General features: G+C 70.9%; 8 protein-coding genes. 3 read left to right on the top strand and 5 right to left on the bottom strand.

Annotated features, from left to right (window positions below):
• Positions 1-87 precede the first annotated feature (87 nt).
• Entirely contained in the window at positions 88-1,845 is a 1,758-nt protein-coding gene (locus tag OG542_RS26490) for a TIGR03767 family metallophosphoesterase (RefSeq protein ID WP_328413929.1), read from the bottom strand.
• A gap of 253 nt (positions 1,846-2,098) precedes the next feature.
• Complete coding sequence (locus OG542_RS26485) at positions 2,099-2,557, bottom strand: NUDIX hydrolase (protein WP_328413928.1); 459 nt, start codon at positions 2,555-2,557, stop codon at positions 2,099-2,101.
• A 218-nt stretch (positions 2,558-2,775) separates the two neighbouring features.
• Between OG542_RS26485 and OG542_RS26480 the strand changes: the two genes are divergently transcribed.
• On the top strand, positions 2,776-6,069 hold the full coding sequence (locus OG542_RS26480; protein ID WP_328413927.1) for a S8 family serine peptidase: 3,294 nt from the start codon (positions 2,776-2,778) through the stop codon (positions 6,067-6,069).
• Between the two features lie 62 nt (positions 6,070-6,131).
• Here OG542_RS26480 and OG542_RS26475 read toward each other — a convergent pair whose 3' ends face one another.
• Positions 6,132-7,121 (bottom strand): hypothetical protein, encoded by a 990-nt coding sequence (locus OG542_RS26475; RefSeq protein WP_328413926.1) that lies wholly within the window; start codon positions 7,119-7,121, stop codon positions 6,132-6,134.
• 1 nt (position 7,122) lies between these two features.
• Positions 7,123-7,680, bottom strand: a complete 558-nt coding sequence (locus tag OG542_RS26470; protein WP_328418114.1) for a sigma-70 family RNA polymerase sigma factor — start codon at positions 7,678-7,680, stop codon at positions 7,123-7,125.
• Between the two features lie 344 nt (positions 7,681-8,024).
• Between OG542_RS26470 and OG542_RS26465 the strand changes: the two genes are divergently transcribed.
• Positions 8,025-9,041 (top strand): aspartate-semialdehyde dehydrogenase, encoded by a 1,017-nt coding sequence (locus tag OG542_RS26465; protein WP_193478117.1) that lies wholly within the window; start codon positions 8,025-8,027, stop codon positions 9,039-9,041.
• Here OG542_RS26465 and OG542_RS26460 read toward each other — a convergent pair.
• Complete coding sequence (locus tag OG542_RS26460) at positions 9,038-9,517, bottom strand: DUF1203 domain-containing protein (protein WP_328413925.1); 480 nt, start codon at positions 9,515-9,517, stop codon at positions 9,038-9,040. The genes OG542_RS26465 and OG542_RS26460 overlap by 4 nt on opposite strands.
• Positions 9,518-9,775: 258 nt before the next feature.
• Between OG542_RS26460 and pepN the strand changes: the two genes are divergently transcribed.
• On the top strand, positions 9,776-12,352 hold the full coding sequence (pepN, locus tag OG542_RS26455) for an aminopeptidase N (protein WP_328413924.1): 2,577 nt from the start codon (positions 9,776-9,778) through the stop codon (positions 12,350-12,352).
• Positions 12,353-12,426: the final 74 nt, after the last annotated feature.

Raw genomic sequence — 12,426 nt, 5'->3', positions numbered from 1 at the left:
TCGAGCTCTGTCACATCGAGCTGTGTCAGGGGGTGGGACCTCGACCGTGCGGCCCGGGTTGACCGGGTCCGGACGGTTGAGCGGGAATCAGCCCTTCTTCAGCACCAGCTCGGTGTTGCGGTCCTCCGGGTCGCCGCCGAGGTTCGCGTTCGCGCCGGGGGCGTTGAGGGACAGCTCGCGGTAGAGGGCCGCCAGGCCGGTCTGGGAGAGGTCGGAGAAGTCCGTGCGGTGCGGGGCCGAGGACTCCACCAGCGTGGTGAACAGCGAGATGGTGCCGTCCTTGTTGTCGGTCAGCTCGATGACCCGGGCGAGCTGGGGGAAGTCGACGTGGGAGGCGGTGGAGATCTCCCAGAAGGAGCCGCCGCCGGACGTCGAGTGCGGGGTGATGACGTTCTTGTGGATGTGGCCGTTCACCCAGGCGAGCACGTTGCGGTGGCCGCCGAGGAGGGCGAGGACCTCCTGGCCGTCGTGCCGGCGCTCCTCGGGCCGGGCCGGGTCGCTGCGGAGGTTCGTCATCGTCTTGCTGGTGTGATGGCTGAAGATCACCGCGTGGGAGTCCTTGTTCTCCCGCAGGGTCCTCTCGAGCCACTTCATCTGGGTCGTGCCGAGGGAGCCTTCGTAGTGGCCGCCCGCGTCGGTGGTGTCCAGGCTGATGCCGATGACGTCGTCGGAGATGCGGAAGGCGTAGTACTGAGTGCCCGAGTCCAGGTTGGCGGAGGAGTAGCCGTGGCCGGCCGGGCCGACACCGCGGTAGGCCGGGTCCAGGTGGGCCTGGAGGTATTCGGCCTGAGTGAAGGGGGCGCGGCTCTCGTCCGGGGTGACCGAGCGCATGGAGCGGGCATGGGACTTGAGGAAGTCGTGGTAGCGGACGCCCTCGGGGTCCCGGGCCTTCTTGATGAGGGTCAGCAGCTGCTGTGCCTCGGCTGCGGACACGTCCATCAGCTTCTTGCCGCCGACGGCGAGTTCGGTGAGGTAGGAGTCGTCGTGCGAGGCGTAGCAGCCCATCGGCAGGGAGTCGTGGTTGCCGACCGTGGAGTACCAGGGCAGGTTGAGGCCGGGGCTGCGAACCTCCCGGACGGCGGCCTTCAGGAAGCCGTCGAGCTGCGGGAAGCCGACCTGCTTGTCGCTGTCGCGGGCCGCGGCGTCCGGCTGCCAGTACTGCTTGAGGCCGCTGTTCTGGACGCCCTCGTACTGGCGCGGGTCCCCGGTGTTGGGCGTGATGCGCCCACCGCTCATGATCTTCAGGAACCAGTCCAGCTCGGACTTGGCGTTGTTGTCCGTGTTGTCGCCGGTGGTCATGGCGAAGTGCAGCGGGGCGCCGGTGACGGGGGCGCCGCGCAGCGCGTTGATCCGCTCCACCAGCGCGATGGCGCCCTGCACGGTCAGCGCCTCGTGCGGCCGCCAGGCGTGGATGTCGGCCGAGCGGAGATACTCCAGACGCAGCGGGTGCTGGGCGTCGATGATGTGCAGGTCGGTGAGCTGCACGAACGCCGCGAGCGCGGTACGCCGCCCGGTGCGGCCGGACTTGGGCGCGGCCAGGTCGGAGCGCACGACCCGCTGCCAGCCGGGTCCGTCGCCCAGGCGCCGGTAGCCGGAGCTGCCGCGCGGGGCGGCGACGGAGGCGAGGGTGGTGCCCTTGGTGTAGGGGGCCAGCGGCGCGGCCGGTGCCTGACGCGAGGAGGCGGCCACGGCCTCGGTCGCCTCCTTGGCCGTCGCGGCCTGGCTGTCGCTGGGCCGCAGGGCGTAGCCGACGCCCGCGGAGAGGGCGACCGCGCCGCCGGCGGCGAGGACGGAACGACGGTGGAGGCCCTGGCCGGAGCCTGCGACTGAGCGTGTGCGCGACATGCGCTTCTCTCCCCGAGTGCGAACGCGTCGGCAGTGGTCGCGGGGCGTTCGTCATACGAACACCCCGCTCACACTGAATCGTTGGCATCGGGAATGACCTGCGCGTAAACGCGGTGGCAACGGGCAGCGCCGATCACCGTACGTGGATCTTGGACTACCCCGCGCGTCGACGACCGCTCCGGGAACGGCCCGGAGTCGGTCACTCGGTGTTCATCTTCTGGGGTACTGCACCTATTCCGGACCCGTTCCTGACCTATTCCGGGACGCCGTTGAGCCGTCCGCCGGCCGGGCGTTCCCGCCACAGTCGCAGTGCCGTGTCGACCAGCCCGATGCGGACCAGTCCGGGCACCGCGTCCAGGTGCTGCCAGGCGGCGAGGTCGGTGGAGCCGCCCACCTCGTGGCGCAGTTCGCCGCCGGTGATACGGCCCTCGTAGACGAACCGGACGCCGTGATGGTCCACGGGGCGTCCGAAGCCGTCGCGGAAAACGCGGTGGGAGGAGTCCACGCCGAGCAGCCCGGTCACTTCTATCCGGTACCCGGTCTCCTCCTCCACCTCCCGTCGCACGGTGTCGTAGGGATCCTCGCCGTGCTCCATGCCGCCGCCCGGCATGACCCACTCGGGGGTGCCGTCCTGGGCGGGTGAGCGGGCGAGCAGGATCTGTCCGTCACGGACGCATACGGCGTAGGCCGCCACCCTCAACTTCTCTCGCACTCCGGGACGTTAACCGATTTCGCCGTCTTCAGGACTCATGCCCGCAAAACGCATCGCGGGTTTTCCCCATACATCCATCTCGTTTCGGTCAACAGTCCCCAAAGAGCGTGGCCTTACGCAAAGCTGTGCGATCGTCCGGGCTCGCGTTCGGACCGTTGCGACCAGGGTCGATCGGTCCTGGTCGTTCCCGCTCGTTCCTTTACCTACAAGGGATGCCGATGACCCTCACCCCCCAGCGCGACCCGATATCGGGCCCGAGACGCGTGGCGCGCATAGCCGTGGCCGCCGGTCTCGTCGCCGCGCTCTCCGCGGCCGGGCCGATCCCCCTGGCCTTCGCCGCCGACGGTCCGGGCGCCTCCGCCCCCGCCGACCCGGACGTCAAGTCCGCGCCCGAAAAGCTCGGTTCGGACGACGCGGACCTCCTCGCGGAGGCCAAGGCCGACGGCGACAAGACCGTCACGATGATGATCGCCACCGCGCCTGGGAAGACCGAGCAGGTCGCCGGGCAGCTGGACGCGGTCAAGGGCGGCTCGGTGGGCCGGGCCGACGACAAGCTGGGCTACGTCCGCGCCACCGTCCCGACCTCCCGGGCGGACTCGGCCATCGCCGCCGCCGCCAAGCTCTCCTCCGTACACGGCATCGACCTGCGCGAGGAGATCCCGCTGGACGACCCGACGCCGAGCGCGGACGCGGCCAAGGGCGCCAAGGCCACCGGCACCTACCCGGCGCCCGGGAAGAAGACCCCGGCCGAGAACCCGTACAACCCGTCCTTCGAGACGGGCGCGGTCGACTTCGTCGAGGACCACCCGAAGGCGGACGGCCGCGGCATCACCATCGGCATCCTGGACTCCGGCGTGGACCTCGGCCACCCGGCGCTGCAGAAGACCACCACCGGCGAGCGGAAGATCGTCGACTGGGTGACGGCGACGGACCCGGTCGTCGACAACGACCGCACCTGGCGCCCGATGACCACCTCCGTCGCCGGGCCCACCTTCACCTACGGCGGGAAGACCTGGACGGCCCCGGCGGGCTCCTACCGGGTCAGCACCTTCCTGGAGTCGTACACCACCGGCGGCGACGCGGCGGGCGACGCCAACCGGGACGGCGACACCACCGACTCCTGGGGCGTGCTGTACGACGCGGCGTCCGGAACGGTCCGCGTCGACCTGAACAACAACAACGACTTCGGTGACGACGCCGCGATGAAGCCGTACAAGGACGGCTTCCAGATCGGGTACTTCGGCACCGACGACCCGGCCACCGACATCGCCGAGCGGCAGCCGTTCGTCGTCGAGATCCGCAAGGACGTCGTCGTCAACGCGTCGGGCGCGAAGGCCGACTTCGTCAACATCGGCGTCATCGAGTCCGAGCACGGCACGCACGTCGCCGGCATCACCGCGGCGAACGGCCTGTTCGGCGGCAAGATGGACGGCGCGGCTCCGGGCGCCAAGCTGGTCTCCTCGCGCGCCTGCACCTGGTCCGGCGGATGCACCAACGTCGCGCTCACCGAGGGCATGATCGACCTCGTCACCAAGCGCGGCGTCGACATCGTCAACATGTCCATCGGCGGCCTGCCGGCGCTGAACGACGGCAACAACGCGCGCTCCGAGCTGTACACGCGCCTGATCGACGAGTACGGCGTCCAGCTGGTGATCTCCGCGGGCAACTCCGGCCCCGGCACCAACACCATCGGCGACCCGTCCCTGGCCGACAAGGTCATCTCGGTCGGCGCGTCCGTCTCCAAGGAGACCTGGGCCGCCAACTACGGCTCGGCCGTGGAGAAGAAGTACGCGCTGATGCCGTTCTCCTCGCGCGGCCCGCGTGAGGACGGCGGCTTCACGCCGACCCTGGTCGCCCCGGGCGCGGCGATCAACACCATCCAGACCTGGATGCCGGGCCAGCCGGTCGCCGAGGCGGGCTACACCCTGCCGGCCGGCTACGGCATGCTCCAGGGCACCTCGATGGCCTCCCCGCAGGCCGCCGGCGCCGCCGCGCTGCTGCTGTCCGCCGCCAAGCAGAAGAAGATCGACCTCACGCCGGCGACCCTGCGCACGGCCCTCACCTCGACCGCCGACCACATCAAGGGTGTGCAGGCGTACGAGGAGGGCGCGGGCCTCATGAACATCGAGGACGCCTGGGACTCGATCCGCGACGACGCCACCTCGCACTCCTACACGGTCAAGGCGCCGGTCGACACCGCGATCGACCAGTTCCTGAAGACCCCGGGCTCCGGCACGGGTCTCTACGACCGTGAGGGCGGCCTGAAGGCCGGTCAGAAGAAGACCTACGAGGTCACCGTCACCCGTACGTCCGGCGCCGACAAGGCGATCCGGCACGAGCTGCACTTCGAGAACAACGCGGGCGGCACGTTCCGCGTCGTCGGCTCCGACGAGGTGAAGCTGCCGCTGAACAAGCCGGTGACCGTCAAGGTCCAGGCCGCGCCGAAGTCCGCCGGCATCAAGAGCGCGATCCTCGAGGTCGACGACCCGAAGACCGAGGGCATCGACAAGCAGGTGCTGAGCACGGTCGTCGTCTCGGCCCCGCTGAAGTACACCTTCTCCGCCTCCGGTTCGGTGCAGCGCAACAGCTCGCGGCACTACTACGTCACCGTGCCCGAGGGCGCGAAGACGCTCGAGGTCGCGATGAGCGGGCTGAAGGACAAGAGCCAGACCCGGTTCATCTCCATCCACCCCTACGGCGTCCCGTCCGACCCGACGTCGACGATCAACTGCTACCCGAACTACGCCAACCCGGCCAACACCTGCCGCCCCGACCTGCGTTCGTACGCGAACCCGCAGCCGGGCGTGTGGGAGATCGAGGTCGAGTCGCGCCGTACGTCGCCGCTGCTCGACAACCCGTACAAGCTGGATGTCGCCGTGCTCGGCGCGGCCTTCGACCCGGAGACCGTGACCGTGCCCGAGGCGAAGGTCGGCACCCCGGCCGCCGCCTCCTGGAAGGTGACGAACGGCTTCGCCGCGCTCGAAGGCAAGCTGGTGGGCGGCCCGCTCGGCTCCGCGAAGACGACCCGTCCGTCGATCAAGCAGGGCGAGACGCAGACCACGACCGTCGAGGTGCCCGCCGGCGCGAAGTCCCTGGACGTCGCCATCGGCGGTGTCTCGGACGCGGCCGCGGACCTGGACCTCGCGGTCTACGACGCCGCCGGCACGCAGGTCGGCAGCTCCGCCGACGGCGACTCGGAGGAGTCGGTCTCCGTGCCCTCGCCTGCCGCCGGGAAGTACACCGTCGAGGTCGTCGGCTACTCGGTGCCGGCCGGCACGACCGCGTACGACTACCAGGACGTGTTCTTCTCCCCGACCCTCGGCAGCGTCGGCGTCGACGGTTCGGCGCCGGTGAAGCTCGGCACGGGCGCGTCGGCCACGGTCTCGGGCAGCGTCACCGCCGCGGCGGCCGCTCCCGAGGGGCGTGAGTTCTTCGGGCAGGTCCAGCTGGTCAACGCGCGCGGCACGGTCGCGGGCCTGGGCAGTGTGAAGATCGAGAAGGTTGTGCCGTAACGACAGTTGACGGTCCAGGTGGGCGGGCGTCCGTGCGGGCGCCCGCCCTTCTTCATGAGCGTCTACGGGCAGGGGATCGTGCGCGACTCGGGCAGGGCGGCGGTGATCCAGGCCCGTTCGCGGGCGATCTCCTTCTCCCCGACGCTCCACAGGTCCGGTTGGGCCTGCGCGCCCGTGATCCCGACGAGGACGTGGTCGCCCGGCCGCAGCCTGGGGTCGACGTCCTCGCTCATCGGGAAGACCACCCGCTCCTGGCCCTTGGCGGGCTTGTAGGAGCGCTCCACGTCGAGGGTGACGCGGTCCTGTCCGGTGCCGGGGACCGGTTCGACCCCGGCGACGGTGCCCTCGACGACGAGCCGGGCGCAGGCCAGGTAGCCGGCGTGACCGAGCTTGGCGTCCTCACTGCCGTGCTGCGGCCTCGCCGCGGAATCGGCGGCCGAGCTCCCCGCCGAGTCGTCCCCGGAACCGGCACCGCCCTGCACGACGAGCCAGCCCATGCCCACGACGACAGTGGCGGCCGCGGCGGCGACGAAGCCACGCAGGGCGAGGGACAGGGGCCGGGGACGGTTGCGCCGCGGCGCGGCCCCCCGCGGCCTCACCGGCAGCACCCTCACCGACGGGTCGGCGGCCGCCCCCGGCCCGGCGGCGTGCGCGGCAGCCCCCGGGCCCGCTGACGGCCCTGCCGCCGGGGTTCGCCCCGCCGGTTCTCCCGCTTCCCCCGGGTCCCCGGCTTCCGCCGGATCCCCCGCATCCGCCCGAGCCTGCGCCCCGGCCTCGGTCCCGGCGCCGACGCCGGCCTCCAGCTGGGCCCCGTCGCCGCGCGCCAGCGTGTCCCCCATCAGCGTGAGCTGCTCCCGCAGCAGCGCGACGTCGGTCACGGCCGCGCGGTGGGCCGCCATGTAGCCGGCGTCCTGCCGGGCGCCCTCCGGTACGGGGCCGCCGACGAGCGCCGCCATCAGCGCGTCCATGCCGTCGTACTCGCCACCGCCACAACCGCCACTACCGTCACGCCGGGCGTCAGCGTTCTCGTTGTTCTCGTTCCGGGCGGTCACGTCACACCACCTCGTCCTCGTGCAGGCGGGCGCGCAGAGCCCGTACCGCCGTGTGCAACCTGCTCTTGACCGTGCCCTCCGGGACGCCGAGCTGCTCGGCGATGGACCGCACCGGCAGATCGGCGTAGAAGCGCAGAACGACGACCTGACGCTGGGCGTCGGGCAGCTCGTCCAGGCCCTGCGCGACGGCCACGGACAGCACGCTGCTGTCCTCGCCGGAGGGATGCGCCGGCTGGCGCAGGGCGGCCAGCCGCTCCCCGAGCCGCTCCTGGCGGCGCTTGGCCCGGTGCCAGTCCATGGCCAGGTTGGAGGCTACGACCGCCGCCCACGCCGAAACGTCCCGCGGCGCCTCCCGCCCGGTCGCGGCCCGCTCCAGCAGCCGCAGGCGGACCTGCTGCACCCCGTCCGGCAGGTCCGCCTGCGGCACCCCGCCCAGCGCGAGCACCGCCCGCACCCGGCGTTCCTGTGCCGCGTCCAGAGGATCAGCCGCGCTCAGCGGATCGTCGCCGGCACCGTCCTGCGGCGTCTCCCGGCCCCGCCGGGCCCTTCCGCGCAGCAGCACAAGCCACCCCCTCCCTCGCGGTGTTTCTCCTACGACGCCGGTTCGGCCCGGAACGTTCGGCTCTTTTTTCGGTCAGGGCTATCGAGGTATACGTCACACTCCCGTGTGGCGGAGGAAGGGAGGGGCAGGTGAGCTTGCGGCGCACGACCCCTGTCGAACGAAATTTCTCCAGCTCAGAGCGGTTGATACCGCAGGCCCGCAACCAAAGAGTGGGACGCGTCGTCCCACTCTCCGGACAGTCCGGGGAAAGAAGTGGACAGGTGGGCCGTGGTCGGCCGCATGATGGAAAAGCCTCGGCCAAGCAACGAGCATGTGAAGAGAACGCAGGAGAGGGAGTCACCGTGAGGGTCGGAATCGTCGGAGCCACCGGACAGGTGGGCACGGTCATGCGCAGGATCCTCAAGGAGCGGAACTTCCCGGTCACCGAGCTGCGCCTGTTCGCCTCGGCCCGCTCGGCGGGCTCGGAGCTGGACGGCGTGACGGTGGAGGACGCGGCGACCGCCGACTACACCGGCCTCGACATCGTCCTGTTCTCCGCGGGCGGTGCCACGTCCAAGGCGCTGGCCGAAAAGGTCGCCTCCCAGGGCGCGGTCGTGATCGACAACTCCTCCGCGTGGCGCAAGCACCCCGAGGTGCCCCTGGTCGTCTCCGAGGTGAACCCGCACGCGATCAAGGACCGCCCCAAGGGCATCATCGCCAACCCGAACTGCACGACGATGGCCGCGATGCCGGTCCTGCGTCCGCTGCACGACGAGGCGGGTCTGGAAGCCCTGGTCGTCGCCACGTACCAGGCGGTCTCCGGCTCCGGTCTCGCGGGCGTGGCCGAGCTGCACGGACAGACGCAGAAGGTCGTCGCCGACGCCGACAAGCTCACCCACGACGGTGAGGCGGTCGACTTCCCCGAGCCGGACGTCTACAAGCGCCCCATCGCCTTCAACGTGCTGCCGCTCGCGGGCAACATCGTCGACGACGGCCTGAACGAGACCGACGAGGAGCAGAAGCTCCGCAACGAGTCCCGCAAGATCCTGGAGATCCCCGAGCTGAAGGTCTCCGGCACCTGCGTGCGCGTCCCGGTCTTCTCCGGCCACTCCCTCCAGGTCAACGCCCGCTTCGCCCGCCCGATCTCCCCCGAGCGGGCGACGGAGCTGCTGGCGGACGCCCCGGGCGTCGTCGTCACCGACATCCCCACCCCCCTCCAGGCCGCCGGCCAGGACCCCTCCTACGTCGGCCGCATCCGCCGTGACGAGACGGTGGACAACGGCCTGGCCCTCTTCCTCTCCAACGACAACCTCCGCAAGGGCGCGGCCCTGAACGCGATCCAGATCGCGGAGCTGGTGGCGGCGGAGCTGAAGGGCTAGTCCCTGCGCACCTCGTAGAGGAAGCAGCCGTACTCGACGGCCCGGACGTGGACGAGCGCCACGGCCGGGTCGTCGAATGCTTCCGTGAAGGCCTCGTCGAAGTCGGCGGGGTCCTCGACGTGCCGGCCGCCCAGGATGTGCCCCTCGGCGGAGTAGCGGCGGACCGTGCGGTGGCTGTTGGTGAAGGGCAGGGCGTCGGTGTCCGGCCCCGCGCACTCCTCGGCGTGGATGAAGACCGGGCCCTGTTCGTCATAGGCGCCCGGGTCGACGTCCCGCTCCGACGCCCAGCGGCGCAGCGGAGCGTAGGAGACCAGGGCGATGCGTTCGCCCGGTTCGCCGCGGCGCAGACAGCAGCGGAGCGGTACTCCGCCCTCGGCGTCGGTGAACGGGGTGGTGGGGCGGCCCGCGTCGTCCGTCGTGCGGAGGTCCTTCAGGGCCTGCGGGGCGATGGGCAGTGCGCTGTAGGTCGTCTTCATACTCCTCAGGCTCGCTCGCGCGGGCCCGGAGCGCTGGCGGATTCCGGACGTCGCCCTCCCCCGGGGTGCCCGGCCCTTACGACCGCCGGTACGGCCGCCGGTTTGGTGCGGCACCGGGACGGGGAGACGGCGGCGGTACGGGAGTTCGCCCACACCCTCGCCGCCCGAGGGGTATCCCTAGAGACGCCCAGGTCGTCGCCCGATGCGAAGCTGCCGTGGAAAGATGGCGCAACCCACCCATAACGAGGAGATGACCGCGTGCCTGGCACAAACCTGACCCGCGAAGAGGCGCAGCAGCGGGCGCAGCTGCTCGCCGTTGACTCGTACGAGATCGAACTCGATCTCTCCGGCGCGCAGGAGGGCGGCACCTACCGGTCCGTGACCACGGTGCGCTTCGATGTGACCGCCGAGAACGGTGCCGAGTCGTTCATCGACCTCGTCGCCCCGGCGGTGCACGAGGTGACCCTGAACGGGGACTCCCTCGACCCGGCCGAGGTCTTCGCGGACTCCCGGATCGCCCTGCCCGGCCTGCTCCAGGGCCGCAACATCCTCCGGGTGGTCGCCGACTGCGCGTACACCAACACCGGCGAGGGCCTGCACCGGTTCGTCGACCCGGTCGACGACCAGGCCTACCTCTACACCCAGTTCGAGGTCCCGGACGCCCGCAGGGTGTTCGCGAGCTTCGAGCAGCCGGACCTGAAGGCGACCTTCCAGTTCACCGTGAGGGCGCCGGAGGGCTGGACCGTCATCTCCAACTCGCCCACCCCGGAGCCCCAGGACAACGTCTGGGTGTTCGAGCCGACGCCGCGCATCTCGTCGTACATCACGGCGCTGATCGTCGGCCCGTACCACTCCGTGCACAGCGTGTACGAGAAGGACGGCCAGTCCGTCCCTCTCGGCATCTACTGCCGTCCCTCGCTCGCCGAGTACCTCGACTCGGACGCCATCTTCGAGGTGACCCGGCAGGGCTTCGAGTGGTTCCAGGAGAAGTTCGACTACACGTACCCGTTCAAGAAGTACGACCAGCTGTTCGTGCCGGAGTTCAACGCGGGCGCGATGGAGAACGCGGGCGCGGTGACCATCCGGGACCAGTACGTGTTCCGGTCGAAGGTGACGGACGCGGCGTACGAGGTGCGTGCGGAGACCATCCTGCACGAGCTGGCCCACATGTGGTTCGGCGACCTCGTGACGATGGAGTGGTGGAACGACCTGTGGCTGAACGAGTCGTTCGCCACGTACACGTCGATCGCCTGCCAGTCGGCCCACCCCGAGTCCCGCTGGCCGCGCTCCTGGACCACCTTCGCCAACTCCATGAAGACGTGGGCGTACCGCCAGGACCAGCTGCCGTCGACGCACCCGATCATGGCCGAGATCAACGACCTGGACGACGTGCTCGTCAACTTCGACGGCATCACGTACGCCAAGGGCGCGAGCGTGCTGAAGCAGCTGGTCGCGTACGTCGGCGAGGACGAGTTCTTCCGGGGCGTGCAGACGTACTTCAAGGCGCACGCGTTCGGCAACACGCGCCTGTCCGACCTGCTGGGCGCCCTGGAGGAGACCTCGGGGCGTGACCTGAAGGCGTGGTCGAAGGCGTGGCTGGAGACGGCCGGCATCAACGTCCTGCGCCCGCGGATCGAGACGGACGCGAACGGCGTCGTCACGTCCTTCGCCATCCGCCAGGAGGCCCCGGCCCTGCCCGCGGGCGCGAAGGGCGAGCCCACCCTGCGGCCGCACCGGATCGCCGTCGGCCTGTACGAACTGGACGACGACAGCGGCAAGCTGGTGCGCGAGGAGCGCATCGAGCTGGACGTGGACGGCGAGCTGACCGCCGTACCGCAGCTGGTGGGCAAGCGCCGTCCGGCCGTGATCCTGCTCAACGACGACGACCTGTCGTACGCGAAGGTCCGCCTGGACGAGCAGTCCCTGGCCGTCGTCACGGAGCACCTCGGCGACTTCGAGTCCTCCCTCCCGCGCGCCCTTTGCTGGGCTTCGGCCTGGGACATGACCCGCGACGCCGAGCTCGCGACCCGCGACTACCTCGCCCTGGTGCTGTCCGGCATCGGCAAGGAGTCCGACATCGGCGTGGTGCAGTCGCTGCAGCGCCAGGTGAAGCTGGCCATCGACCTGTACGCCGACCCTGCCGCCCGCGAGGCACTGCTGGCCCGCTGGACCGACGCGACGCTGGCCCATCTGCGGGCGGCGGCGCCGGGCAGCGACCACCAGCTGGCGTGGGCGCGCGCGTTCGCCGCGACGGCCCGCACGCCCGAGCAGCTGGACGTGCTGGACGCGCTGCTGGACGGCTCGCAGACCGTCGAGGGCCTGGTCGTCGACACGGAGCTGCGGTGGTCGTTCGTGCAGCGGCTCGCGGCGGTCGGCCGGTTCGACGAGGCGGAGATCGCGGGCGAGTACGACCGGGACCGTACGGCCGCCGGTGAACGGCACGCCGCCACCGCCCGGGCGTCCCGCCCGACCGAGGAGGCCAAGGCGGAGGCGTGGGCGTCGGTCGTCGACTCCGACAAGCTGCCCAACGCCGTGCAGGAAGCGGTCATCGGCGGTTTCGTCCAGACCGACCAGCGTGAGGTGCTCGCCCCGTACGCGGACCGGTACTTCGAGGTGGTCAAGGACATCTGGGAGTCCCGCTCCCACGAGATGGCCCAGCAGATCGCCGTCGGCCTCTACCCGACCGTCCAGGTCTCCCAGCAGACCCTGGACAAGACGGACGCCTGGCTGACCGCCGCGGCGCCGAACGCGTCCCTGCGGCGTCTGGTCTCGGAGTCGCGTGCGGGCGTTGAGCGCGCGCTTCGGGCTCAGCAGGCGGACGCGGCGGCGCAGTAGCCGTCGCCGACTGTCTCAGGGGGCGCCCGGTGGTCTGCCGGGCGCCCCTCCGCTTTTCTCTGTCGCCGGTCGGT

Source organism: Streptomyces violaceus, assembly GCF_036014075.1.
GTDB lineage: Bacteria > Actinomycetota > Actinomycetes > Streptomycetales > Streptomycetaceae > Streptomyces > Streptomyces violaceus.
This window is presented reverse-complemented; position numbering and strand designations above follow the sequence as displayed.

Bases quoted from the DNA above. Each gene is read 5' to 3' on its own strand.
- OG542_RS26490 (WP_328413929.1), bottom strand. From the start codon at position 1,845: ATGTCGCGCACACGCTCAGTCGCAGGCTCCGGCCAGGGCCTCCACCGT.
- OG542_RS26480 (WP_328413927.1), top strand. From the start codon at position 2,776: ATGACCCTCACCCCCCAGCGCGACCCGATATCGGGCCCGAGACGCGTG.
- OG542_RS26460 (WP_328413925.1), bottom strand. From the start codon at position 9,517: ATGAAGACGACCTACAGCGCACTGCCCATCGCCCCGCAGGCCCTGAAG.